Genomic DNA, 25,724 nt, shown 5'->3' on the forward strand with positions numbered 1-25,724 from the left:
ACATGCTCAGCGCGGGGCATAGACACCGGAAGACAGGTAACGGTCGCCACGGTCGCAGATGATCGCGACGAGCACCGCGTTTTCCAGTTCGCGGGACAGGCGCAGCATCGCCGCCACCGCCCCGCCGGACGACACGCCGCAGAAGATGCCTTCCTCGCGGGCCAGCCGGCGCATCACGTCCTCGGCCTCGTCCTGGTGCATGTCGACGACCCGGTCGACGCGGCTGGCATCGTAGATCTTCGGCAGGTATTCCTGCGGCCAGCGGCGGATGCCCGGGATCGCCGAGCCCTCCATCGGCTGCAGGCCGACGATCTGCACCGCCGGGTTCTGCTCCTTGAGATAGCGCGACACGCCCATGATGGTGCCAGTGGTGCCCATGGAACTGACGAAATGGGTGATGCTGCCGCCGGTCTGCTGCCAGATTTCCGGACCGGTGCTGTGGTAATGGGCTTGCGGGTTGTCGCCGTTGCCGAACTGGTCGAGGACCTTGCCGCGGCCTTCGCGCTGCAACGCGTCGGCCAGGTCGCGGGCACCTTCCATGCCCTCTTCCTTGCTGACCAGGATCAGCTCGGCGCCATAAGCGGTCATCGCCGCCTTGCGTTCGGCGGTGGAGTTGTCCGGCATGATCAGGATCATCTTGTAGCCCTTGATCGCCGCCGCCATCGCCAGGGCGATGCCGGTGTTGCCGGAAGTGGCCTCGATCAGCGTGTCGCCGGGGCGGATATCGCCACGCAGCTCGGCACGGGTGATCATCGACAGTGCCGGGCGGTCCTTCACCGACCCCGCCGGGTTGTTGCCCTCGAGCTTCACCAGCAGGGTATTGGAGGTTTCCCCGGGCAGGCGCTGCAGGCGCACCAGAGGGGTATTGCCGACGCAGTCGGCGATAGTCGGGTACTGCACGGTCATGGAGGCACTCGTTCGGCACTGACGGTAAAGGCTGAGCATGATACCGGGAAACTGTTGCCTGACCCTAGCACCGCAATATCCGCTCATGCATGTCATTTGCGCCGAAGAAGCGCCCGAAACCGCATGCGACGCGGGGGAGGAGGTAACCGAAGGAGCGTCCGACCGTTGGCTGGTCGATGACTGACCAACGGTCGGGAATGGTCCGACAGGCATCGCGCCTGTCGGCGAAGGCTCGAATGGCGCCCCCGTTCAGAACGAGGTGGTCACCGACACGTAGTAGGCGCGCCCCGGCTCGTTGTAGGTCGCGGCACCGGCGTCGAACGAATTGCCCTGGCGGTACAGGCGCTTGTCGAAGAGGTTGCTGACCCCGCCGCGTACGCTCAGGTTTTCGCTGAAGGTATAGCCGGCACTGACTCCCCAGATGCCGTAGGTTCCCACTTCCTTGCGCGAGATGGCCCGGCTGCCGCGGCTGGTGGCGTGCTTCGGCGGCTCCTGGCGTCCGTATACGGTACTGGTCAGTTGCGTGGAAAGGCGTTCGCTGGCCTGCCAGTCGAGAGTCGAATTCAGGGTGTACTCGGGGATCACCGAGAGTGGGTTGCCGGTGTCCTTGTCCTTGGATTGCAGCATGTAGGTCAGGTTGGTGCTCCAGCTCAGGTCAGCCTGCAACGGTACCAGCAGGTTGCCCTCCAGCCCCTCGACCACCGCCTTCTTCGCATTGCTCCATTGCAGGATGTTGTTGCCGCTGCCGGTCTGTCCCATGACATCCAGCGGCGCGACGATCTTGTTCTTGTAGTCGTTGCGGAAGTAGGTGATCCCGGCGACCCAGCCGTCGCGCCGGAACTCCAGGCCAAGCTCCTTGTTGACGCTGGTCTCGGCATCCAGGTTCTCGTTGCCGACCAGGTAGCAGCCGCCGCTGCTGGTCTGGATCGGGCAGCCGTTGCCACGGGTATAGAGCAGATAGTTGGGATTGCTCTGGTACAGGTTGGGTGCCTTGAAGGCGCGAGCGATGCCGGCCTTGACCGTGAAGTATTCGCCGAGCGCCTGCGAGGCGTTCAGGCTCGGGCTCCAGTTCAGGCCGAAGTCGCTGTGGTCGTCCAGGCGCAGGCCGGGGGTGAGCATGGTGCCGGGACGTAGTTCGATGTTGTCCTCGACATACAGCGCGCGGATTTCAGCCTTGCTTTTCGGGCTTCGCGAGCCCGCCGCCGGGGTCCCCGGCAGGCTGTCGCCACCTACGAAGCCCTGCTTGAGCGAGGACGGATCGTTGAGGGTTTCCTTGTTCCACTCCGCGCCTACGGTCAGGACCTGCTCGAACAGTGCGTGCAGCGGCAGGTTCAGTTCGCCGTTGAGCCGGTAGTTCTCCAGCTTGCTGGTGCTGAACGACCGATCGGCGCCGATCTGTCCTTCGACGGAGCCGGCCAGGCCTTCCTCCAGCCGGTTGTTGCGGGTGGAGTCGTACTGGGCGACGAACTTGGAGGTGCCGAACTCCCAGGTACCGTTGTGGGTGATGGCGTAGTTCTCGCGATACATGCGGTTGGTCTCGGCGCCATCGTCGGCGAGTCCCTGGGTGTTCGCGTTGCCGTTGTTGTTCTGGGTATCGCCGGCGTAGATGTTGCCCTGGCGGCTGAAACCCGCCTCGAAGTCGACGATCTGGTCAGGCGTCACCTGCCAGGACAGCATCCCGCTCAGGTCCCGGTTGCGCACGCCCTCGCGCCCGGCCACGGTACGCGTGGGATCGACGCTGTGCCCGGCGTTGATGTCGGTATCGTCCGCATCGGTCTTGTTCGCGCTGCCGTAGGCGCGGAAGCTCAGGGCGTCGGTCAGCGGCCCGCTGAGACTGAAGTTGGCGCGACGGGTCGCACCGTCCTTCGAGCTTTCCGGGATATTGGTGAATACCGTCATGGAACCACGCAGGCGATCGGTCGGACGCTTGGTGATGATGTTCACCACCCCGCCCGCCGCACCGGAACCGTAGCGTGCCGCAGCCGGCCCGCGGAGGACCTCGATGCGCTCCACCTCCTCCGGCGGCACCCAGTTGCTGTCGCCGCGGGTGTCACGCTCGCCGCGCCAGCCATAGCGCACCGAGTTGCGCGAGGACACCGGCTTGCCGTCGACCAGGATCAGGGTGTTTTCCGGACCCATGCCTCGGATGTCGATCTGCCGGTTGTTGCCGCGCTGGCCGCTGGAACTGTTGCCGGTGAGGTTGACCCCGGGCATCGTCCGGATGATCTCGGAGAGGTCGTTCACCGGCGGACGCTTGCGGATGTCCTCCGCGGTGATGATCGACACCCCCGGCGCCTGCTTCAGCTCCTGCTCGGCGGTGCCCAGCACCACCTCGTCGCCGAGCTGGACCACCGATTCGGACCGTTCGTCCAGTTCTTCCAGGCGCTCGTCCTCGGCCAGGGCCTGCCCGGCGAGCAGGCCCGATGAAGCGAAGAGGACGGCAGCGGCGAGATGGCCGCGACGAAAATGGGGATACATGCGTGACTACTCCTGTCGAGGGAAAGCGAACAGCAGGCGAGCCACGAGCGATACGTTGACGTTTTTTCCGAGGACCGGGTCGCCGGCGCTGTACGAGAAACCTCCCGGGACGGCATGGCGAACGGGCAGTAGGCCCTGGTCGGGAGCGGCCGGCGAGGTCGCCACGGATGATAATTATTCACAAAGGATAGTAAAGATCATTTACATCCTGTGATTTGTAAAGGCGCTCAGGCCGCTGGCAGCACCAGGCACAGGCGCAGGCCCGGATCGCCGGCCTCGGCCCACAGCCGGCCGCCCTGCAGGGCGATGGCGCGCCGGGCGATGCTCAGGCCGAGACCGAAACCCTTGCCGGTCCGCGCCGAGGAGAGACGGGTGAAGGGGCGGAAGATGGTTTCCAGCTGCTGCGTGGCGACGCCCTCGCCCTGGTCTTCCAGGCACAGGCGCCAGCATGTGCCTTCGCGCTGACCGTAGAAGCGGACCACACCTCCCTCCGGGGAATGGCGGATCGCGTTGCGCAGCAGGTTTTCCAGGGCCTGGGCCAGGCCATTGAGGTTGCCGCGGACCACGCAATCTTCGGGCAGGTCGCTGCGCAGGCGTTCGGCGGCCCAGCCGCTTTCGAAGCGGGCGTTCTCCACCAGCAGGTCCCACAGTGCCGGCAGGGAGATATCCTCCAGCGCCAGCGCCGGGCGCTCGGTGTCGAGCCAGGCCAGCTCCAGGGTATTGTCGACCAGTTGCTGCATGCCCTGCACTTCCTGCTCCAGGCGGGCGCGCAGCGCCTCCGTCGACAGCTCGCTCTCGGCCGCCACCTGCAGGCGCGCCAGCGGCGTCCGCAATTCATGGGAGAGGTCGCGGAGCAATTGGCGCTGCAGCACCATGTGTTCGTCGAGGCGCTCGGCCATGTGGTCGAAGGCTCGGCCCAGGTCGCCCAGTTCGTCGCTGCGCCGGGTGATCCGCGGCTGCGTGCGCGCGGTCAGGTCGTTGCCGCGCAAGGCATTGGCCTGCGCGCGCAACCTTCCCAGCGGGACTATCCAGCGGCGGTACAGCAGGACGCCGAGCAGCAGCGCCAGCCCGGCCGGCACCAGGCCATGGGTGACCAGGCGCTTGGCCGGCGACAGCCCCGGAGGGACGAACTCGGCGGGCAGGCGCAGCACTACCCGTCCCTGTCGCGGATGGCCGGGGAAACGCAGGTTCATGAAGGGACGCGACAGGGAACGGGAACTCATCGGCCAGTCGATCCCACGCAGGAAGGTCAGGCGCTCGGCCTCCTCCTCCGTGAGCGGCCGGCTGCCCAGGGACTGCAGCCGGCCGTCGAGCACCACCACCCAGTCCAGCGCCCGCTGCCGCGGCTCGGCGAGCCAACGGTCGACCCCGGCGCGACCGCCGTCGAGCCAGGCCTGCTCGGCCCGTCGCGCATAGTCCTCGAGGCTGGCGCGGGCTTCGGCGGACAGGTAGTAGCCCTTCAGTTCGGCGCTACGCCCCCAGGTCCAGGACAGCCACACGGACAGCAGGAAGAACGCCACCAGCAACAGGGCCAGGCGCCAGAACAGCGAATGACGGTTGGGCATCATGACGCCGGCGTCAGGACGTAGCCCTTGCCCCATACGGTATGCAACTGGTGTCCGTGGTAGCCGAGACGCTGCAGCTTGCGCCGCAGGTGGCTGACATGCATGTCCAGGCTGCGGTCGTGCTGGGTATGGCCGCGATGCAGGACCTGCTGGTAGAGGAAGGCCTTGGTCAGGGTTTCGCCTTCCGCGGCGAGGAAGGTTTCCAGCAGACGGTACTCGGTCGGCGTCAGGTCGGCGAACGTTCCACCGAGGCTGACATCGCAGACGTCCGCGGCGAACTGCAGCGCCGCCCGCGCCTGCGGCGCGCTGGCGCGACCCGGCGGCTGGCCGCGCTCGAGGGCGATGCGGCGCAGGATGGCGTCGATGCGCACCCGCAGTTCGGCCAGGCTGAAGGGCTTCGGCAAATAGTCGTCGGCGCCCTGGCTGAAGCCGGCGATACGATCCTGTTCGGCGCCCAGCGCCGACATCAGGATCACCGGCAGGGCCTGTTCCTCGCGGAGCTGGCGGAGGATCTCCAGGCCATCGCGGCCGGGCAGCATGATGTCCATGAGGATCAGGTCATAGGCGCCGTTGCGCGCCGCCGCCAGGCCCTCTTCGCCGTCCCGGCACCAGGTCACCTCGAAGCCGCTGCCATTGAGATGCCGGAACAGATGAGCGCCCAGCGTAGGGTCGTCCTCGATGGCCAGCAGGCGGGGTTCGGGCGTCGCGGTCGGGATCATGGCGAGACAAATAAGATTGATTAGCAATCGTGCCAGTATTCACGATGTTTCCGCTCCGTCGCAAGCCGAATCCGCCAGGCTGCGCATGTCGCAGCACATTCCCCCTGCGCTACCCGCTAAACTGCGCGGGATAAACGCATGGCCGGGGAGCTTCGGCCATCGCTCACCGATTCAGGCTCGACGGAGAGACGTGTGTTCAAGGATCTCGGCATCAAGGGGCGCGTACTGCTGCTCACCCTGCTCCCCACCAGCCTGCTGGCCATGGTGCTCGGCGGCTACTTCACCTGGGTCCAGCTCTCCGACATGCGCGCCCAGCTGATCGAGCGCGGGCAGTTGATCGCCGAGCAGCTGGCACCGCTGGCCGCCACCGCCCTGGCGCGCAAGGATACCGGCGTGCTCAACCGCATCGCCAACGAAGCCCTGGACCAGCCGGACGTACGCGCCGTGACCTTCCTCGACGCCCGCCAGGAGCGCCTCGCCCATGCCGGGCCGAGCATGCTTACCGTGGCCCCGGCCGGCGACGCCAGCCACCTGAGCATGTCCACCGAGCTGGATACCACGCATTTCCTCCTGCCTGTCCTCGGTCGCCACCATAGCCTGTCCGGCGCCACCGAACCGGACGAGGAACGGGTACTGGGCTGGGTCGAACTGGAGCTGTCGCACCATGGCACCCTGCTGCGCGGCTACCGCAGCCTGTTCACCAGCCTGCTGCTGATCGCCGCCGGGCTCGGCGTCACCGCCCTGCTCGCCCTGCGCATGAGCCGGGCGATCAACGCGCCGCTGGAGCTGATCAGCCAGGGCGTCGCCCAGCTCAAGGAAGGGCGCATGGAAACCCGCCTGCCACCGATGGGCAGCAACGAGCTGGACGAGCTGGCCTCGGGCATCAATCGCATGGCCGAGACGCTGCAGAGCGCCCAGGAGGAAATGCAGCACAACATCGACCAGGCCACCGAGGACGTCCGCCAGAACCTGGAGACCATCGAGATCCAGAACATCGAGCTGGACCTGGCGCGCAAGGAGGCACTGGAGGCGAGCCGGATCAAGTCCGAGTTCCTCGCCAACATGAGCCATGAGATCCGCACCCCGCTCAACGGCATCCTCGGCTTCACCAACCTGTTGCAGAAGAGCGAGCTCAGCCCGCGCCAGCAGGACTACCTCTCGACCATCCAGAAATCCGCGGAAAGCCTGCTCGGGATCATCAACGAGATCCTCGACTTCTCGAAGATCGAGGCCGGCAAGCTGGTCCTGGAGAACCTTCCCTTCAATCTCCGCGACCTGATCCAGGACGCCCTGACCATGCTCGCCCCGGCTGCCCACGAGAAGCAGTTGGAGCTGGTCAGCCTGGTCTATCGCGACACTCCGGTCCAGCTGCAGGGAGACCCGCAGAGACTGAAGCAGATCCTCACCAACCTGGTCGGCAATGCCATCAAGTTCACCCAGGGTGGCACCGTCGCCGTGCGCGCCATGCTCGAGGACGAGAGCGACGATCGCGCACAGTTGCGGATAAGTGTGCAGGACACCGGCATCGGTCTCTCCGAGGACGACCAGCAGGCGTTGTTCAAGGCCTTCAGCCAGGCCGACAACTCGCTGTCGCGGCAAGCCGGCGGTACCGGCCTCGGGCTGGTGATCTCCAAGCGCCTGATCGAGCAGATGGGCGGCGAGATCGGCGTCGACAGCACGCCCGGCGAAGGCGCCGAGTTCTGGATCAGCCTGAGCCTGCCCAAGAGCCGCGAAGACAGCGAGACGGCGGGCGCCTCCTGGGCCGCCGGCCAGCGCGTGGCGCTGCTCGAGCCGCAGGAGCTGACGCGCCGCGCGCTGCACCACCAGCTCAGCGATTTCGGCCTGGAAGTCAGCGAGTTCGAGGACCTCGCCAGCCTCCAGGAACACCTGCGCAATCCGCCACCCGGCCAGTTGCCGCTCAGCCTGGCGGTGCTCGGCGTATCTGCCGCGATGTATCCGCCGGAGCAGCTCAGCCAGTCGTTCTGGGAGTTCGAGCGGCTCGGCTGCAAGACCCTGGTGCTCTGCCCGACCACCGAGCAGGCGCAATACCATGCGAGCCTGCCCGACGAGCAGGTCGAGGCCAAGCCCGCCTGCACCCGCAAACTGCAACGCAAGCTGCAGGAACTGCTGCAGGTTCGCCCGGCACGCAGCGACAAGCCGCACGCCGCGGCGTCGGGGCGGCCGCCACGACTGCTGTGCGTCGATGACAACCCGGCCAACCTGTTGCTGGTGCAGACCCTGCTCAGCGACCTCGGCGCCCAGGTCACCGCGGTGGATAGCGGCTACGCGGCGCTCGAGGTGGTCCAGCGCGAACGCTTCGACCTGGTCTTCATGGACGTGCAGATGCCCGGCATGGATGGCCGCCAGGCCACCGAGGCGATCCGCCGCTGGGAGGCCGAGCGGGAAGTCAGCCCGGTGCCGGTGATCGCCCTCACCGCCCATGCGTTGTCCAACGAGAAGCGCGCCCTGCTGCAGGCCGGCATGGACGACTACCTGACCAAGCCGATCGACGAACAGCAACTGGCCCAGGTGGTGCTGAAATGGACCGGACTGAGCCTCGGCCAGTCGCTGGCCAGCATGAGCCGTGCGCCGCAGCTCGGCCAGTTGAGCGTGCTCGACCCGGAGGAAGGGCTGCGCCTGGCCGCCGGCAAGGCCGATCTCGCCGCCGACATGCTGGCGATGTTGCTGGCCTCGCTGGCCGCCGATCGCCAGGCGATCCGCCAGGCGCGCGACAACGACGACCGCACGGCCCTGCTGGAGCGGGTCCATCGGCTGCACGGCGCCACCCGCTATTGCGGCGTGCCGCAGTTGCGCGCGGCCTGCCAGACCAGCGAAACCCTGCTCAAGCAGAACGATCCGGCCGCGGCGGCCGCCCTGGACGAACTGGACAAGGCCATCGAAGCCCTCGCCAGCACCGCGTCGGCGACCACCCACCTGTCCTCCACCAGCCTCGACTCCAGCGAACTCTGACCATGCGCATCCTGTTCTTCAGCAGCCAGGCCTACGACAGCGAGAGCTTCCAGGCCAGCAACCACCGGCACGGCTTCGAACTGCACTTCCAGCAGGCCCACCTGCAGGCGGACACGGCGCTCCTCGCCCAGGGCTTCGAGGTAGTCTGCGCCTTCGTCAACGACGACCTCTCGCGGCCGGTGCTGGAACGCCTGGCCGCCGGCGGCACGCGCCTGGTCGCCCTGCGCTCGGCCGGCTACAACCACGTCGACCTGGCCGCCGCCGAAGCGCTCGGCCTGCCGGTGGTGCACGTGCCGGCCTACTCGCCGCACGCTGTCGCCGAGCACGCGGTCGGCCTGATCCTGACGCTCAACCGACGCCTGCACCGCGCCTACAACCGGACCCGCGAGGGCGATTTCTCGCTGCATGGGCTGACCGGCTTCGACCTCCACGGCAAGCGCGTGGGAGTGATCGGCACCGGACAGATCGGCGAGACCTTCGCCCGCATCATGGCTGGCTTCGGCTGCGAGCTGCTGGCCTACGACCCCTACCCCAACCCCCGGGTCGAAGCGCTCGGCGGCCGCTATCCGGGCCTCGACACACTGCTCGCCGAGTCCGACATCGTCAGCCTGCATTGTCCGCTGAGCGCCGAGACCCGCCATCTCATCGACGCCCGTCGCCTGGCGGCGATGAAACGCGGCGCCATGCTGATCAACACCAGGCGTGGCGCCCTGGTAGACGCCGCCGCGCTGATCGAGGCGCTGAAGAGTGGCCAGCTGGGCTACCTCGGCCTCGATGTCTATGAAGAAGAAGCGGACATATTCTTCGAGGACCGCTCCGACCAGCCGCTGCAGGACGACGTGCTGGCACGCCTGCTGAGCTTCCCCAACGTGGTGGTGACCGCCCACCAGGCCTTCCTCACCCGCGAGGCCCTGGCGGCGATCGCCGATACCACCCTGGGCAACATCGCCGCCTGGCAGGACGGGACGCCTCGCAATCGGGTCAGGGCCTGATGGCGTGGTAGCATGCGCGGCTGACTGGAGGCTCCATGGCTGAACACGATTTCCGCTACACCCTGCTCAACCCGCAATACACCCTCAATGAATGCCGCGCGCTTTCCCCGGGACGCTACCAGGTCACCGGCACCGGCGGCTCGATCAAGGCCGACGACGTGCTGCTGGTCAGTCTCAAAGGCAGCAAGACCCTGAGCATGCGCCTGACCGTGGAGAAGGTCCGCCACCTGATCAACCCGCCCGGCCAATGGCTGGCGGTCGCTCGCGGGCCGGCGTTCCGCGAACTGGCGATCCATGCCTGGCAGGTCGATTGCGACCAGTGCCAGGCCCGTCTCGACTTCGAGTTCGCCGTCGACGCCAGCCTCGGCCGCAAGGCCCTGGCGCCGGCCGCCGAGGCGCGCATCCAGGAGCTGGGCTGGTGCAGCAGCGAAGGCAGGCACCTGTGTCCGAAGTGCCGGTAAGGCGAACGGTCAGTCCGACCGACGGTCTGTGAACTATCGCCCGTTCGAATTGCGCAAAGGAAACGCCATGAAATCCACCCTCCTCCTCGCCGCCTCCGCCGCTATCTTCCTCGCCGGCTGCGCCAGCCAGGAGACCACCCTGGAAACCGAGCAGGCCTACCAGGTCGACTGGGTCGGCGCGCAGCCGACGATGGACTACAGCCATATCAGCCTGACCTTCGACGGCCAGGGCCGCGCCTTCGGCAACGGCGGCTGCAACCACTGGTTCGCCAGCTACACCCTGAAGGACGAGTTGCTGCAGTTCGGTGCCATCGGCAGTACCCGGCGCCTGTGCGCGGAGGAAATCATGGAGCAGGAGCGGCGCTTCCTGGCGCTGCTGCAGAACGTCCAGCACTGGGATATCTCGCCCACCGACGAACTGCGCCTGTGGCCCGCCGAAGGCAAGCCGCTGCGCCTGGTCCCGGAGCATGACTGAAGCCAGGGACGGCGCGGGCGTCGTCCGTTTACATTTTCTTGACATCCATTTCATCCGCGCTTGACCCACGCGTCCCTAGGCTTCCGCATCCTCGCCCGGAGACGCTTGATGTTCGCCCCGCCCAGCACCGAGACACTCAACCGCTTCTTTCTGTTGTCTTGGCTGGTGGTGCTCTGGCAGGTGCTGCGCCTGCAGGACGGAATCTTCTTCGACGATGCCTGGCTGCCGCTATGGAGCGCAGCCGCCAGCCTGAGCTACGCCTTCCTTTATCTACTCCCGGTGTACCTGGCCTGCCGCCTGGCCCTGCATGCCCATGAGCGCCTGCCCGCGCGCCTGCGTCCCTGGCTGGCCGCCACGCTGGCCATCCTCGGCAGCGCAGCGGTGCAGATCCTGCTCTACGCCGACCGTACCCTGTACGACTTGTACGGTTTCCACCTCAACGGCTTCAGCATCGGCCTGCTGGTCACCCCCGGCGGTCTCTCCAGCCTCGGCAGCGGCGACGGCACCCTGCTCAGCGCCGCCCTCGCCGCCCTCGCCCTGCTACTCCTGCAAGGCTTGCTGTATTGCGCCTGCCAGGCCACCCGTCGACGCCTGCCGGCGCTGCCGCGAAGGGCCTGGCGGTGCCTGCTGGCCGCTTTCCTTTGCCTGACGCTGGGAGAGCGCCTGGGATATGCGTTCAGCTCCCTGCGCGACTACCGGCCGATCCTGCTGGCCAGCGAACGCTACCCGCTGTACCTGCCGCTGAGCGTGCGCAGCCTGGCCAGGAACCTGGGCATCGCGCCGACGCCCACCCAGCGCGAGCTGCTGCGGCGACAGGGCGGCCTGCGCTATCCGCTGCAGCCGCTGGAAATCCACCCACCCGCGCAGCCTCCGAACATCGTCTGGGTGGTCGCCGAGTCGCTGCGCGGGGACATGCTCGACCCTCGCTACATGCCCCGGCTCTGGGCGTTCTCCAAGCGAGCCATGCGCCTGGACAACCACTACAGCAGCGGCAACCTGACCCAGATGGGCGTTTTCGGCATGTTCTACGGGTTGCACGGTGGCTATTGGGACGCCGTGCTCGAGGCCGGCCAGCCGCCCGTGCTCATGCAGGTGCTCAGGCGGCAGAACTACCAGTTCCGAGTCAACGCCGCGCAACGCTTCAGCTACCCGCCCTTCGACCGCAGCGTGTTCGTCAACCTGCGACCGCAGGACCTGCACGTCCTGGACAGCCAGGCACCGGCCTGGCAGCGCGACGCGCAGAACACCGAGGACCTGCTGCGCTTCATCGATCGCCGGCTCCCCGGCCGGCCCTTCTTCGCCTGCCTGTTCCTCGAGTCGAGCCATGCCAACTACAGCTTCCGCGACGAAACCGCGAGCGTGCGTCCCTACCTGGCCAACTTCAACTACCTGACCACCGACTTCCAGGCGCAGATGCCACTGATCAAGAACCGCTACCTGAACGCCGTGGGCGAGGTCGACACACAGATCGGCCGCCTGCTGCAGCACCTGGAAAGCCAGCGGCTGCTGGAAAACACCGTGGTGGTGGTACTCGGCGACCACGGCGAGGAGTTCATGGAGCGCTCGCGCTGGGGCCACAACACCGAGTTCAACCGCTACCAGACCGGGACCGTCGCCGTGCTCTGGGTGCCCGGCCAGGCGCCACGCGCCGTCCATGGCATCACCAGCCACGTCGACCTGCCCGCCACCCTGCTGCCGCTGCTGGGCGTGCGCAATCCGCCGCGCGACTACTCGCTGGGCCAGGACCTGCTCGCGGCGGATTACCATCGCGACTACGCGGTGAGCGCGGACACCACGCGCATCGCCTACCTCGGCGAAGGCTTCAAGGTCAGCTTCCCCCTGCATGGCGCGGACCGCCGCCACGGCCCGGTGAGCGACGGCGACGACCGCCCGCTCGATCTGGAACAACAGAAAGCCATTCGCGGTCCGCTGCGCGCCGCGCGCCTGGAACTGTTGCAGGACCTCGGTCGCTTCAGCGAGCGGCCCCGGGAAGAGTCACAGCCGCAGAACCTGGCGACTTCACTGCGCCAATGAGCCGGCTCAGAACAGCCTGAGCTGTTCGTGGGCGCCCTGCAGGTCGAGCAGGCGCACGCCGACGCCGATCAGCCGCACCGGGCGGCTGCCGCGGGCGAAGGCCTGGCCGAGCATCTGCCGGTAGCTGTCCAGGTCGCGCCCGGCGCCAGCCTGCTCCAGGGTGGTCTGGGTGAAATCATGGAACTTCAGCTTGACGAACGGCTTGTCCGGCCGATAGCTGCCGTCCAGGCGCAGCAGGCGCCCGTCCAGTTCCTCGAGCAGCGCCGGCAACGCTTCCAGGCAGGCCGCCAGGTCCGGCAGGTCGCGGTCGAAGGTGCATTCGACGCTGACCGACTGGCGCCGGCTGTCGACCTCCACCGGGCGCTCGTCAATGCCATGGGCCAGGCTCCACAGGCGCTCGCCGAAGCTGCCGAACTCGCGCACCAGGCTCAGCTTGCTGCCCTGGCGCAGGTCGGCACAGGTGCGGATACCCATCCGCGCCAGGCGCTCCGCGGTGACCTTGCCGACGCCATGCAGCTTGGCCACCGGCAGTTCGGCGACGAAACCGTCGACCTGCTCCGGAGTGATCACGAACAGGCCGTCCGGCTTGCGCCAGTCGCTGGCGATCTTGGCGAGGAACTTGTTCGGCGCGACGCCCGCCGAAACGGTGATCCGCAACTCTTCGGCGACCCGCCGACGGATATCCTGGGCGATCCGCGTGGCGCTGCCGGCGAAATGCGGCGAGGCGCTGACGTCCAGGTAGGCTTCGTCCAGCGACAGCGGCTCGATCAGTTCGGTGTAGTCGCGGAAGATCGCGTGTATCTGCTTCGACACCGCCCGGTAGACATCGAAGCGCGGGCGCACCACAAGCAGGTCGGGACACAGCTTGAGCGCCGTGCGCATGGCCATCGCCGAACGCACGCCATAGGCCCGCGCCTCGTAGCTGCAGGTGGCGACCACCCCGCGCTTGTCCGGCGAACCGCCCACCGCCAGCGCCTTGCCGCGCAGGCTCGGATCGTCGCGCATCTCGAGGGCGGCGTAGAAGCAATCGCAGTCTATATGGATGATCTTGCGCACCGGAATCTCGCTACAAGCCCCGCCGGGCCTGCCCCGGAGCAGGCAATTCTAGCATCGGGCAAGCGCTAAGCATTTGAAGAAAAAACACTTTTTTCAAAAAAACGATTGACAGCCCGGGGATAGTCCGTAGAATGCGCCCACACAGACGCGGGATGGAGCAGTCTGGTAGCTCGTCGGGCTCATAACCCGAAGGTCGTTGGTTCAAATCCAGCTCCCGCAACCACATTCGAAAAGCCCCGGCACTAGCGATAGCGCCGGGGCTTTTTGCATTTGCGCCGCATGTCTTCATTCCGTCGCCTCGCCTGCCGTTCGCTCGCATCATCGCACATTTAACTGTATATTCGTACAGCCAAGGCCCGCCCTCGATGAAGGCTCGGCAACGGATACGAAAAGGACAGATAGATGCTGAACGTCGAACAACTGAAGCGCAGCGTGAACCGGATGGGACTCGACGACATCCGCCAGGCGCTGGACGAACTGCAGATGGACGGCCTGGTCACCGACGGCAAGACACCGTTCAACCGCGTGCACTTCAACACCTGTTTCGCCGAGATCGAGGCGCTGTTCCAGCGCGTCGGCTTCCACCGGCCGCTCGACGTGGTCGGCTACCAGGGCGAGATCTACGCGCTCTACGACCCTTCGCGCTGGGAGGCCGTGGAAGTGCTGCGCTGGCTGAAGGAATACCGCGAGGAATCGCGCCATCTGACCCCGGCGTGACGGCTCCGCGCCTGCGTCAGCGCAGTTCGTACACCAAGCGCGCGCAGGCCATGCCCACCGCCAGCATCACCAGCGGGCCGAACACGCGCATGGACACCCGGGCCAGGCTCCAGGACTCGCTTGCGGCGAACAGGCCTGCCGGATTCAACGCATAGACCAGCAAGGCGCCGAAGAACAGGCCGACGCCAAGCAGCCCCAGCCGGCGCGGCAATCCCCTGCGACGCAACAGGGTCACCAGAAGCGCGCCGTACAGCAGGCAATCGAGCCGCGCCACCGAATCCTTGACCTGCAACGCCTGCTCCCAATCCCCCAGCCACCATCCGGCGGCCACGCCCAGCACGACGCCGAAGCCGACCTGGAAGCCCGCCTGGATCATCGTCACCCTTCCCCCCTAGGAAATGGTCGGACCATGCAAGCCGCCACTATGCCCACGGCAAGCTGAACCATGGCTGAACGAATGATCGCCGGTGGCCTTCGGCCACGTGGCCGACGCAACTCACGGAATCCGCCGCGGTCTTTTCCCTCTGACAGGGCGCCGCCGGCGCGGAAAAAAACTGCCGCGCCCACTTGGGAAGACGCCCGAGAGGCCATACTCTGTCGCGCAAATTCCCATGAGGTGGCTAATGCGCCCCGACGCTCCCGTTTCCGAACATTCCGCTGTGCCCAGCTCTCCCGCGTCGCCGCAACGCATTCGGCTGATCGACCGGATTACCGCCTATCGCCAGCCCATTGGCCTGGCCTTTACCTTGCTGCTGTTCGGCCTCGCGCTGGTGGCCTGCTACCACCTGCTGCGCGAGATCGATCCCGGCGCCCTGCATGACGCCATCGCCGACGTGCCCAAGCCGGCCCTGCTCGGCGCCCTGGGCGCCACCGCCATCGGCTTCGTCATCCTGCTCGGCTACGAGTGGTCGGCCAGCCGCTTCGCCGGCGTCGCACTGCCGGTGCGCAGCCTGGCCACCGGCGGCTTCAGCGCCTTCGCCATCGGCAACGCGGTGGGCCTGTCGCTACTCTCCGGCGGCTCGGTGCGCTATCGCCTCTATGCGCGGCATGGCATCGGCGCCGCCGAGATCGCCCGGATGACGGTGTTCGCCAGCCTCTCCCTGGGCTGTGCCCTGCCCGTGCTGGCGGCGTTGGCCGCACTCTGCGACCTCGACGACGCGGCCCTGGCGCTGCACCTGCCGCGCACCGCGGTCGCATTCATCGCTATCGCCGTGCTGCTGGCGGCGGCCGGCCTGGTGGCGTTCCTGGCCCGGCACCGCATCCCGGACGAACGACCGACTCCCGACAGCCTGCTGATTCGCCTGGGCCGCCGCAGCGTGCGCCTGCCCAACCTGCGCCTGTCACTGCTGCAACTGTTGATCACCGCCCTGGACGTCGCGGCCGCCGCCATCGTCCTTTACCTGTTGCTGCCACAAGCCCCGCCGTTCGCGGCCTTCCTGCTGGTCTACCTGCTGGCCCTGGCCGCCGGGGTGCTCAGCCATGTTCCCGGTGGCGTGGGCGTGTTCGAAGCCGTGCTGCTCGCCGCATTCGCCGGCCAGCTCGGCGCCGCGCCACTGGCCGCCGCCCTGCTGCTGTACCGCCTGATCTACGTGGTCCTGCCGCTGCTGCTGGCCTGCCTGTTGTTGCTGTTCCTCGAAGCACGGCGGTTGTGGGTGACGCGCCAGGCGATCCGCGTCGCCTCCGGGTTCGCCGCACCGATCCTGGCGATCCTGGTCTTCCTTTCCGGCGTGGTGCTGCTGTTTTCCGGCGCCACGCCGGCAATCGACACGCGCCTGGAACACCTCGGCTTCCTCATCCCGCACCGCCTGATCGACGCCTCGCACCTGGTCGCCAGCCTGATCGGCGTGCTCTGCCTGCTGCTCGCCCAGGGCCTGCGCCGGCGCCTGTCGGCCGCCTGGGCGCTGACCCTGGTGCTGCTGCTGGTGGGCGCACTGCTCTCCCTGCTGAAGGGCTTCGACTGGGAAGAGGCCAGCCTGCTGAGCCTCACCGCCGCGCTGCTGGCGCTGTTCCGCCGCTCGTTCTACCGTCCCAGCCGGCTGCTGGAGGTGCCCTTCTCGCCGCTCTATGTCGGCGCCAGCATCTGCGTGATCGGCGCCTCGGTCTGGTTGCTGCTGTTCGCCAACCAGGACGTGCACTACAGCAACCAGCTCTGGTGGCAGTTCGCCCTGGACGCCGACGCACCGCGCGCCCTGCGCGCCGCCCTGGGCAGTTGCCTGTTGCTGCTGGCCCTGGCCCTCGGCTGGCTGCTGCGCGCGGCGCCGCCGGCGATCCGCGAGCCGGATGCGCAGGAGCTGCAACGCGCGGCGCGGATCATCCGCCAGTCCGACCAGCCGGACGGAGGCCTGGCCCTGAGCGGTGACAAGGCACTGCTGTTCCATGAGGGCGACGATGCCTTCCTCATGTACGCCCGTCGCGGTCGCAGCATGATCGCGCTGTACGACCCGATCGGCCCGGCCCTGCAACGCGCCGAACTGATCTGGCAGTTCCGCGACCTCTGCGACCTGCACCACGCCCGCCCGGTGTTCTACCAGGTACGGGCGGAGAACCTGCCGTTCTACATGGACATCGGCCTCACCGCCCTCAAGCTCGGCGAAGAAGCACGGGTCGACCTGCTGCGCTTCGACCTGGAGAACAAGGGCAAGGAGATGAAGGACCTGCGCTACACCTGGAACCGCGGCCAACGCGACGGCCTGGCCCTGGAGTTCCACGAGCCGGGGCAGGCGCCGCTGGACGAGCTGAAGGCGATATCGGACGCCTGGCTGGGCGGCAAGCAGGTTCGCGAGAAAGGCTTTTCCCTGGGCCGCTTCACCCCGGAGTACCTGGACTTCTTCCGCATCGCCATCGTTCGCCACCAGGGCAAGCCGGTGGCCTTCGCCAACCTGCTGGAAACCGACAGCCACGAATTGGCGAGCCTCGACCTGATGCGCGTGCACCCGGAGGCGCCGAAGCTGACCATGGAGTTCCTCATGCTCGGCCTTATCCTCCACTACAAGGCCCAGGGCCACGCGCGCTTCAGCCTCGGTATGGTGCCACTGGCCGGGCTCCAGCCACGGCGTGGCGCGCCGCTGACCCAGCGCCTGGGCGCGCTGGTCTTTCGCCGTGGCGAACAGTTCTACAATTTCCAGGGGCTGCGCCGCTTCAAGGACAAGTTCCAGCCCGACTGGGAGCCCCGCTACCTGGCCGTGCCAGCCGGGCTCGACCCGCTGGTGGCCCTCGCCGATACCGCTGCGCTGATCGCCGGCGGCCTGACTGGATTGGTGAAACGCTGATATGTCTGTCGTGAAACGTCACTGGCGCCGTCTGCTGGTCGCCGCCCTGGTACTCATCATCGGTGCCGCCCTGCTGCTCTGGAGCCGCCCGGCGGCCCAGGCGAAACTGGAAACCCTGGACCTCGCCGACGGCGGCCGCGCCACCCTCGCCGAACCCGGCGAGCGGCCGCGCTCGCGGGTAGTGGTGATCGCCGCCGCGGAACAGCAACTGAGCGACGCCCAATTGCTCAACCTGGCCCACGACAGCGCCGCCCGGGTGATCCAGTACTTCCCGCCGGAACGGGACGATTGCCGCGCGCAGCAGGCCCGTCTCGATGCGGTGCTCGCCCGTCTAGGCGGCAAGCCGAGCCTGGTCGCCGGCATCGGCCCGGGCTCGACCACCGCCTGGCGCTGGCTCGCCGGCCAGGACGACGACAAGGCCAAGGCTCTCTCGGTCGGCTTCGACCTCGCCCTGAGCGAACGCGACTGCGACGCCCCGCTGCCGCGCCAGGCGGCGCACGGCCAGTGGCTGCTGGCCTGGAACGACAATCCGGATGACGACACCGCGGTCTTCGTCCGCAAGCAGTCGAGCGCGGAAACCAGCATCAGCGACTACGACACCCCGCTGACCGACGTCCTCGCCCACCAGTTGCGCCTGCAACTGCAAGGCAACGCCGAGGCCCTGCCGGTGCTCGAAGTGCCGGCCGCGAAGCCATCGGACATCGTCACCCTCTTCTATTCCGGCGACGGCGGCTGGCGCGACCTGGACAAGGAATCCGCCGAGCACATGGCGAGCATGGGCTACCCGGTGGTCGGCATCGATACCCTGCGTTACTACTGGCAGCACAAGAGCCCGGAACAGAGCGCCGCGGATCTTTCCAAGCTGATGCAGCACTATCGCGAGAAATGGGGGGCGAAACGCTTCGTCCTGGCCGGCTACTCGTTCGGCGCCGACATCCTGCCGGCGATCTACAACCGTCTCCCGGACAAGGACCAGAAACAGGTGAAAGCCATGCTGCTGCTCGCCCTGGCCCGTACCGGCAGCTTCGAGATCGAAGTGGAAGGCTGGCTGGGCAAGGCCGGCGAGGAAGCCGCCACCGGGCCGGAAATGGCCAGGCTGCCGGCGGGCAAGGTGTTCTGCATCTACGGCGCGGAAGAGAAGGACGAAAGCGGTTGCACCCAGCCCCAGGCGGTCGGCGCCAAACTCGAGCTGCCGGGCGGCCACCACTTCGACGAGGACTACCTGTCCCTGGCGAAGAAGATGCTCCAGGCCATCCGCGAGCGCGAGGACGCTCCCGACGCCTGATCGCGATCAACCTCCCCGCCGTTCCCACTCTTCGCCCCGGCCGGCGCCAGCTAGACTGAGCCTGCCGGGAGCGTTCAGGCTGGCTTCGGCGAAGCCGCCGAGAATACCGGCCGACCCGCCGCAGAGCGGGCTTCCAAGAGCCGAAGAGAAGGAACCGTGATGAGCTGGAAAAACACCGAATCCCGTTATGGGAGCCTGACCATCGCCCTGCACTGGCTGACCCTGCTGCTGATCGTCGGGGTCTACGCCTGCATCGAGCTGAAGGGCAACTTCCCCAAGGGCAGCGACACCCGCGAGCTGCTCAAGCAATGGCACTTCATGCTCGGCCTGAGCGTTTTCCTGCTGGTCTGGCTGCGCCTGCTGGTGCGCCTGCTCAGCCCCAACCCGCGCATAGAGCCCGCCCTGCCCGCCTGGCAAGCGGCGGTGGCCAGGCTGGTGCACTATGCCCTCTACCTGATGATGATCGGCCTGCCCTTCGCCGGCTGGCTGATCCTCAGCGCCGCCGGCAAGCCGATCCCGTTCTTCGGCCTGGAGCTACCGCCGCTGGTGGCGAAGAATCCCGACCTCGCCGGGCAGATCAAGGAATGGCACGAAACCATCGGCAACGCCGGCTACTTCCTGATCGGCCTGCATGCCGCCGCGGGGCTTTTCCATCACTTCGTCAGCCGCGACAACACCCTGCTGCGGATGCTGCCGCAACGTCGCTGAAACAGACGCGGAACGCAGAAAAGGCGCAGTCCTCCGACCGCGCCTTTTTCCATGGATGCGATCAGATCTCGACCTGGGTCCCCAGTTCGATCACCCGGTTCAGCGGCAGGTTGAAATAGCGCAGGTTGCCGTTGGCGTTCTTCAACAGGAAGGCGAACAACCCTTCGCGCCAGCGCGCCATGCCGATGCGCCTGGACGGAATGACCGTCTCCCGGCTGAGGAAGTAGGTAGTGCGCATCGGGCTGAAATCCAGTTCGTTGAGATGGCACAGGCGCAGCGCCCCCGGGATGTCCGGCTCCTCCATGAAACCGAAGTGCAGGATCACCCGGAAGAACCCGTCTCCATAGGCTTCGACCTCGAAGCGCCGGTCCGGCGCAACCCGCGGGCTGTCTTCGTTGACCACGGTAAGCAGCACCACCTGCTCGTGCAGCACCTGATTGTGCAGCAGGTTGTGCAGCAGCGCATGGGGCACCGCGTCGGTGCGCGCAGTGAGGAATATCGCGGTGCCCTGGACCCGGTGCGGCGGCTGCACGCGCATGCTGGAAATGAACACCGGGAGCGGCAGCGAGCCTTCGTCCAGACGCTCGACCAGCAGTTGCCGGCCGCGCTTCCAGGTCGACATGAGGATGAAGATGACGATGCCCGCGATGACCGGGAAGGCCCCGCCCTGGACCACCTTGGGTACGTTGGCGGCGAAGAACAGGCTGTCCACCGCGAGCATCACGCAGAAGAACGGGACGCCCAGCCACAGCGGCCACTTCCACAGGCGCCAGATCACTACGCCCATCAGCAGGGTGGTGATCAGCATGGTGCCGGTGACCGCCACGCCGTAGGCCGCCGCCAGCGACGCCGAGGACTCGAAGCCGAGCACCAGCAGCACCACGCCGACCATCAGCGCCCAGTTCACTCCGCCGATGTAGATCTGCCCCTGCTCGTGGCTGGAGGTGTGCTGGATGCTCATCCGCGGCACGTAGCCAAGCTGGATGGCCTGGCGGGTCAGGGAGAAGGCACCGGAAATCACCGCCTGGGAGGCGATTACCGTGGCCAGGGTCGACAGCGCCACCATCGGCAGCAGCGCCCAGCCCGGCGCCAGCAGGTAGAAGGGATTGCGCGCCGCCTCGGCGTTGGACAGGATGGTCGCGCCCTGGCCGAAGTAGTTCAGCACCAGCGCCGGCAGCACCAGCAGGAACCAGGCCCGGGCGATAGGCTTGCGACCGAAGTGGCCCATGTCGGCGTACAGCGCCTCGGCGCCGGTCAGCGCCAGCACGGTGGCGCCGAGGATGGCGACGCCGATGCCCGGATGCGAGCTGAAGAAGCGCGCCGCCCACACCGGGTTCATCGCCTGCAGCACTTCCGGCTGCTGGACCACCCCGTAGACGCCCAGCGCCGCCAGGGCACCGAACCAGAGCACCATCACCGGGCCGAAGAGGGTGCCGATCCGCGCGGTGCCATGCTTCTGGATCAGGAACAGGCCGATCAGCACGATCAGCGCCAGGGGTACCGTCCAGTGCTCCAGGCCGTCGAAGGCGATCTCCAGACCCTCGACCGCCGACAGCACGGAAATCGCCGGGGTGATCATGCTGTCGCCATAGAACAGCGCCGCGCCGATCAGGCCGGCCACCACGACGAAGGTCTGCAGCTTGCCGAACGGCGCCGCCGCCCGCCGCGCCAGGGCCGACAGCGCCATCACCCCGCCCTCGCCCTGGTTGTCGGCGCGCAGGACGAAGATCACGTACTTGATGGAAACGACCCAGATCAGCGACCAGAAGATCAGCGACAACACACCGAGCACGCCATCGTGGTTGGCCTGTACGCCATAGCCACCGATGAAGACTTCCTTCAGGGTGTACAGCGGACTGGTGCCGATGTCCCCGTAGCAGACTCCCACCGCTCCAACCATCAGGCCGACGGCAGAACTGGAATGCTCTCCCGTCGCTCCCTCGGCACGCGTCGCTGCATCACTCATGAAAGGCTTTCCCCCGGAAAAATTCGGCAAATGCTGCGCCCATGCCGGCCGCGATGCAAGCGCCGACGCCTTGGGCTGCTATCACTATAGAGGGCTGCGCGGCCGCCCACCCCGGGCCCGGGAAGAGATTTTCCAGGCTTGGAAAAGAGCTGCACGGGAGACTGGAAAAGCCGCCGCGCTGCCGCTAGAATTGCGCACTTTTTGATCAGAGGCGCCAGAAAGCGCGCCCGTCCTGCCGAGGTTAGCCATGTCCACCCCCACTCCCAAAGTCGGTTTCGTCAGCCTTGGCTGCCCCAAGGCGCTGGTCGACTCCGAGCGCATCCTCACCCAGCTGCGCATGGAAGGTTATGAGGTCGTCCCGACCTACGAGGACGCCGACGTCGTGGTGGTCAACACCTGCGGTTTCATCGACAGCGCCAAGGCCGAGTCCCTGGAAGTGATCGGCGAAGCCATCGCCGAGAACGGCAAGGTCATCGTCACCGGCTGCATGGGCGTGGAAGAACACGCGATCCGCGACGTGCATCCCAGCGTGCTGGCGGTCACCGGCCCGCAACAATACGAGCAGGTGGTCACCGCGGTGCACGAAGTGGTACCGCCGAAGACCGAGCACAACCCGCTGGTCGACCTGGTCCCGCCGCAAGGCGTCAAGCTGACCCCGCGCCACTACGCCTACCTGAAGATTTCCGAAGGCTGCAACCACAGTTGCAGCTTCTGCATCATCCCGTCCATGCGCGGCAAGCTGGTCAGCCGGCCGGTTGGCGACGTGCTGAGCGAGGCCGAGCGCCTGGTCAAGGCCGGGGTCAAGGAACTCCTGGTGATTTCCCAGGACACCAGCGCCTACGGCGTGGACCTGAAGTACAAGACCGACTTCTGGAACGGCCAGCCGGTCAAGACCCGCATGAAGGAACTCTGCGAGGCGCTGAGCAGCATGGGCGTGTGGGTTCGCCTGCACTACGTCTACCCGTACCCCAACGTCGACGACGTGATCCCGCTGATGGCCGCCGGCAAGCTCCTGCCGTATCTCGACATCCCCTTCCAGCACGCCAGCCCGAAGGTGCTCAAGGCCATGAAGCGCCCGGCCTTCGAGGACAAGACCCTGGCCCGGATCAAGCACTGGCGCGAAATCTGCCCGGAACTGACCATCCGCTCGACCTTCATCGTCGGCTTCCCCGGCGAGACCGAGGAAGACTTCCAGTACCTGCTCGACTGGCTCACCGAAGCCCAGCTCGATCGCGTCGGCTGCTTCCAGTACTCCCCGGTGGAAGGCGCCCCGGCCAACGAACTTGGCCTGGAGCCGGTGCCGGATGAGGTCAAGCAGGACCGCTGGGAACGCTTCATGGCCCACCAGCAGGCGATTTCCGCCGCTCGCCTGCAGCTCAAGGTGGGCAAGGAAATCGAAGTGCTGATCGACGAAGTCGACGAGCAGGGCGCGGTCGGCCGCTCCTGGGCCGACGCTCCGGAAATCGACGGCAACGTGTTCGTCGACAGCGACGCGCTGAAGCCGGGCGACAAGGTCCGCGTGCGCATCACCGATGCCGACGAGTACGACCTCTGGGCCGAGCCGGTCTGAGTCGCCCCCTGGAAGAGCCCCGCACCGCGGGCTTTTTCATTGCCAACCATTGCGGAGAGCCCGATGCTCAACAACGATGTACTGCGCAGCCTGCGCTACCTGCTGGATCTTCCCGACGCGCGCCTGGCCGAACTGGCCGCCCCGTTCGGCGAGCGAGTCGAAGCGGACCTGCTCGAGGCTTACCTGAAGAAGGAAGACGAAGACGGCTTCCAGGCCTGCCCCGACCGTTACCTGGCACGCTGCCTGGACGGTCTGATCCTGCAACGCCGCGGTCGCGACGAATCGCGTCCGCTACCGCCGCTGGAACTGCCGCTGAGCAACAACATGATCCTGAAGAAGCTGCGGGTCGCCTTCGAACTCAAGGAGGAGGACCTCCACACCATCCTCGCCAGCGTCGATTTCCCGGTCTCCAAACCCGAGCTGAGCGCCCTGTTCCGCAAGCCCGGGCACAGCAACTACCGGACCTGCGGCGACCAGTTGCTGCGCAACTTCCTCAAGGGCCTGACCCTGCGCGTCCGTGGCTGAGCGCGCCGTCCCGCTGCTGGCGGTGCTGCTCCCGGCACCGCCCTGTGCCAACCCGTGGTTCCTGGAGAGCCGCCTGGACCGCGACGGCCTCCGCGTGTCGCTCCAGGACCGCGCCACCCTGCGTACCTGGCGGGTGGAGTTCGTCGAGGTCGAGGGCGTGCGCCAACTGGACGCCGGCGACCTCCTGGAGTTCTGGCCGGTCTGCGCGGCCGCGCAAGGCTGGCTGTACCGGATCGAGCAAGGTGGCTGGCTGGACCAGGAATGCCGGCGCGCCGGCTTCGTCGCCCGCGAGACCAAGGCCATCGAGGAATACTTCATCAACGCCGGCGACCGCTGCCTGAACGTGCTGTCCTGGTCGCCGCCGAAAGTTTCCGCGTCGAACTGAAGACATGAAAAAGCCGCCCGCGGGCGGCTTTTTCATGGCGTCCGGCTACATCAGGAAGATCGTCGCCAGGCCGAGGAAGATGAAGAAGCCGCCGCTGTCGGTCATGGCGGTGATCATCACGCTGGAGCCCATCGCCGGATCGCGGCCGAAGCGATGCAGGGTCATCGGGATGAGTACCCCCATCATCGCCGCCAGCAGCAGGTTGAGGGTCATCGCCGCGGTCATCACCACGCCCAGTTCCCAGTTGCCGTAGAGATAGAAGGCGACCACGCCGATCACCCCTCCCCAGGCCAGGCCGTTGACCAGGGCCACGCCCAGCTCCTTGCGCAGCAGGCGGTTGCGGCTGTTGCTGGTGGGCTGTACCTGGTCGAGAGCGATGGCGCGGACGATCATGGTGATGGTCTGGTTGCCGGAATTGCCACCGATGCCGGCAACGATCGGCATCAGCGCGGCCAGCGCCACCAGTTTCTCGATGGAGCCTTCGAACAGGCCGATCACCCGCGAGGCGACGAAGGCGGTGATCAGGTTGGTGGCCAGCCAGGCCCAGCGGTTGCGCACCGACTTCCAGACCGAGGCGAAGATGTCCTCTTCTTCACGCAGACCGGCCATGTTGAGGACTTCGCTTTCGCTCTCCTCACGGATCAGGTCGACCATCTCGTCGATGGTCAGGCGGCCGATCAGCTTGCCGCCCTTGTCCACCACCGGCGCGGAAATCAGGTCGTAGCGCTCGAACGCCTGGGCGGCGTCGTAGCCGTCCTCGTCCGGATGGAAGGTCACCGGGTCGGTGGCCATCACCTCCAGCACCTGCTTGTCCGGGTCGTTGACCAGCAGGCGCTTGATCGGCAGCACGCCCTTGAGCACGCCGTCGTAGTCGACCACGAACAGCTTGTCGGTATGCCCGGGCAGTTCCTTGAGGCGACGCAGGTAGCGCAGCACGACTTCGAGGCTGACATCCTCGCGGATGGTGACCATCTCGAAGTCCATCAGCGCGCCGACCTGGTCCTCCTCGTAGGACAGCGCCGAACGCACCCGCTCGCGCTGCTGCGCGTCGAGGCTTTCCATCAGCTCGTGGACCACGTCACGCGGCAGTTCCGGCGCCAGGTCGGCGAGTTCGTCGGCGTCCAGGTCCTTGGTCGCGGCGATGATCTCGTGGTCGTCCATGTCCGCGATCAGGGTTTCCCGGACCGCGTCGGAAACTTCCAGGAGGATGTCGCCGTCGTCCTCGGACTTGACCAGCTGCCAGACCGTCAGGCGGTCGTCCAGCGGCAGCGATTCGAGGATGTGGGCGATGTCGGCGGGGTGCAGTTCCTCCAGCTTGCGCTGGAGTTCGACGAGATTCTGCCGGTGGACGAGGTTTTCCACCCGGTCATGGTGCTGGCCTTCCTGACGGTGGGTCAGGTCTTCCACCACCTTGTGGCGATGCAGCAGCTCGACCACCTGCGCTAGGCGGTCCTGCAGGCTTTCCTGCGGCTTCTTGGCTTCTACTTCGGTCATAGCGCGCTCCACCCCCAGTAGCGGAGCACGCCAAAGGGGTCAATCAGAAACGTGATTGGTCAAACGAGAAACTGTTCGAGTGTCTACTGGGTAAGTCCATGGGGGTGTTCCAGGGGCCCTCGCGGGGCAGATACGGATAATGATAACAC

At 66.8% G+C, this 25,724-nt stretch carries 20 protein-coding genes and 1 tRNA gene; 13 read left to right on the plus strand and 8 right to left on the minus strand.

Annotation, left to right across the window (positions count from 1 at the left end):
* Window positions 1-6: 6 nt before the first annotated feature.
* The 4 genes from cysM to pirR form a co-directional block, all read right to left on the minus strand.
* Window positions 7-906 (minus strand): cysteine synthase B, encoded by a 900-nt coding sequence (gene cysM / locus B7D75_RS20515; RefSeq protein ID WP_034080150.1) that lies wholly within the window; start codon window positions 904-906, stop codon window positions 7-9.
* A 249-nt stretch (window positions 907-1,155) separates the two neighbouring features.
* Complete coding sequence (pirA, locus tag B7D75_RS20520; RefSeq protein ID WP_012076915.1) at window positions 1,156-3,384, minus strand: TonB-dependent siderophore receptor PirA; 2,229 nt, start codon at window positions 3,382-3,384, stop codon at window positions 1,156-1,158.
* 227 nt (window positions 3,385-3,611) lie between these two features.
* Window positions 3,612-4,949 (minus strand): sensor histidine kinase PirS, encoded by a 1,338-nt coding sequence (pirS, locus tag B7D75_RS20525; RefSeq protein ID WP_079262200.1) that lies wholly within the window; start codon window positions 4,947-4,949, stop codon window positions 3,612-3,614.
* On the minus strand, window positions 4,949-5,668 hold the full coding sequence (gene pirR / locus B7D75_RS20530; protein ID WP_034080152.1) for a response regulator transcription factor PirR: 720 nt from the start codon (window positions 5,666-5,668) through the stop codon (window positions 4,949-4,951). Before pirR ends, pirS begins: the two co-directional genes overlap by 1 nt.
* Before the next feature lie 192 nt (window positions 5,669-5,860).
* Between pirR and gacS the strand changes: the two genes are divergently transcribed.
* The 5 genes from gacS (at window position 5,861) to B7D75_RS20555 (ending at window position 12,600) form a co-directional block, all read left to right on the plus strand.
* Entirely contained in the window at window positions 5,861-8,638 is a 2,778-nt protein-coding gene (gene gacS, locus B7D75_RS20535) for a two-component system sensor histidine kinase GacS (RefSeq protein WP_003156446.1), read from the plus strand.
* Between the two features lie 2 nt (window positions 8,639-8,640).
* Window positions 8,641-9,630 (plus strand): 2-hydroxyacid dehydrogenase, encoded by a 990-nt coding sequence (locus tag B7D75_RS20540; RefSeq protein ID WP_107114368.1) that lies wholly within the window; start codon window positions 8,641-8,643, stop codon window positions 9,628-9,630.
* 35 nt (window positions 9,631-9,665) lie between these two features.
* On the plus strand, window positions 9,666-10,091 hold the full coding sequence (locus B7D75_RS20545) for a hypothetical protein (protein ID WP_003156442.1): 426 nt from the start codon (window positions 9,666-9,668) through the stop codon (window positions 10,089-10,091).
* A 67-nt stretch (window positions 10,092-10,158) separates the two neighbouring features.
* Complete coding sequence (locus tag B7D75_RS20550) at window positions 10,159-10,566, plus strand: META domain-containing protein (RefSeq protein WP_003156439.1); 408 nt, start codon at window positions 10,159-10,161, stop codon at window positions 10,564-10,566.
* Window positions 10,567-10,674: 108 nt separating this feature from the next.
* On the plus strand, window positions 10,675-12,600 hold the full coding sequence (locus tag B7D75_RS20555; RefSeq protein ID WP_107114369.1) for a sulfatase-like hydrolase/transferase: 1,926 nt from the start codon (window positions 10,675-10,677) through the stop codon (window positions 12,598-12,600).
* 6 nt (window positions 12,601-12,606) lie between these two features.
* Here the strand turns inward: B7D75_RS20555 and dinB are convergent, their stop codons facing one another.
* On the minus strand, window positions 12,607-13,656 hold the full coding sequence (gene dinB / locus B7D75_RS20560; RefSeq protein WP_034080156.1) for a DNA polymerase IV: 1,050 nt from the start codon (window positions 13,654-13,656) through the stop codon (window positions 12,607-12,609).
* Window positions 13,657-13,802: 146 nt separating this feature from the next.
* On the opposite strand from dinB, the gene B7D75_RS20565 reads away from it, so the two are divergent.
* Both B7D75_RS20565 and B7D75_RS20570 read left to right on the plus strand, forming a co-directional pair.
* Window positions 13,803-13,879 (plus strand) — tRNA-Met (locus B7D75_RS20565).
* Between the two features lie 179 nt (window positions 13,880-14,058).
* Window positions 14,059-14,373, plus strand: coding sequence for a hypothetical protein (locus B7D75_RS20570; protein WP_003156434.1), 315 nt, complete (start codon window positions 14,059-14,061; stop codon window positions 14,371-14,373).
* A gap of 16 nt (window positions 14,374-14,389) precedes the next feature.
* On the opposite strand, the gene B7D75_RS20575 is transcribed toward B7D75_RS20570, so the two are convergent.
* Window positions 14,390-14,749, minus strand: a complete 360-nt coding sequence (locus B7D75_RS20575) for a PA0921 family PhoP regulated protein (protein WP_107114370.1) — start codon at window positions 14,747-14,749, stop codon at window positions 14,390-14,392.
* 247 nt (window positions 14,750-14,996) lie between these two features.
* Here B7D75_RS20575 and mprF point away from each other — a divergent pair, with 247 nt between their 5' ends.
* From mprF to B7D75_RS20590, 3 genes are all read left to right on the plus strand, one after another.
* Entirely contained in the window at window positions 14,997-17,642 is a 2,646-nt protein-coding gene (gene mprF / locus B7D75_RS20580; protein WP_107114371.1) for a bifunctional lysylphosphatidylglycerol flippase/synthetase MprF, read from the plus strand.
* Window position 17,643: 1 nt separating this feature from the next.
* Window positions 17,644-18,927 carry a virulence factor family protein gene (locus B7D75_RS20585; protein ID WP_034080161.1) on the plus strand — a complete coding sequence of 428 codons (1,284 nt, stop codon included), beginning with the start codon at window positions 17,644-17,646 and terminating at the stop codon, window positions 18,925-18,927.
* Window positions 18,928-19,086: 159 nt separating this feature from the next.
* The gene (locus tag B7D75_RS20590; protein WP_058129119.1) at window positions 19,087-19,635 is read left to right on the plus strand and encodes a cytochrome b; all 549 of its coding nucleotides are present in this window, start codon (window positions 19,087-19,089) and stop codon (window positions 19,633-19,635) included.
* A 61-nt stretch (window positions 19,636-19,696) separates the two neighbouring features.
* On the opposite strand, the gene B7D75_RS20595 is transcribed toward B7D75_RS20590, so the two are convergent.
* A complete protein-coding gene (locus tag B7D75_RS20595) occupies window positions 19,697-21,601 on the minus strand; it encodes a potassium transporter Kup (RefSeq protein WP_043102848.1) in 1,905 nt (634 codons plus the stop codon).
* Window positions 21,602-21,848: 247 nt separating this feature from the next.
* Here B7D75_RS20595 and rimO point away from each other — a divergent pair, with 247 nt between their 5' ends.
* The 3 genes from rimO (at window position 21,849) to B7D75_RS20615 (ending at window position 24,081) form a co-directional block, all read left to right on the plus strand.
* Entirely contained in the window at window positions 21,849-23,171 is a 1,323-nt protein-coding gene (rimO, locus tag B7D75_RS20605) for a 30S ribosomal protein S12 methylthiotransferase RimO (protein WP_034080166.1), read from the plus strand.
* 63 nt (window positions 23,172-23,234) lie between these two features.
* Window positions 23,235-23,696: a YehS family protein gene (locus tag B7D75_RS20610; RefSeq protein ID WP_053814398.1), complete on the plus strand. Its 462-nt coding sequence runs from the start codon at window positions 23,235-23,237 to the stop codon at window positions 23,694-23,696.
* Window positions 23,689-24,081: a hypothetical protein gene (locus tag B7D75_RS20615; RefSeq protein WP_053817629.1), complete on the plus strand. Its 393-nt coding sequence runs from the start codon at window positions 23,689-23,691 to the stop codon at window positions 24,079-24,081. Before B7D75_RS20610 ends, B7D75_RS20615 begins: the two co-directional genes overlap by 8 nt.
* A gap of 45 nt (window positions 24,082-24,126) precedes the next feature.
* On the opposite strand, the gene mgtE is transcribed toward B7D75_RS20615, so the two are convergent.
* Window positions 24,127-25,575 (minus strand): magnesium transporter, encoded by a 1,449-nt coding sequence (mgtE, locus tag B7D75_RS20620; protein WP_003085996.1) that lies wholly within the window; start codon window positions 25,573-25,575, stop codon window positions 24,127-24,129.
* Window positions 25,576-25,724 lie beyond the last annotated feature (149 nt).

Origin of the sequence: Pseudomonas paraeruginosa, from assembly GCF_003025345.2 — a bacterium.
In the GTDB taxonomy this organism is placed as follows: domain Bacteria; phylum Pseudomonadota; class Gammaproteobacteria; order Pseudomonadales; family Pseudomonadaceae; genus Pseudomonas; species Pseudomonas paraeruginosa.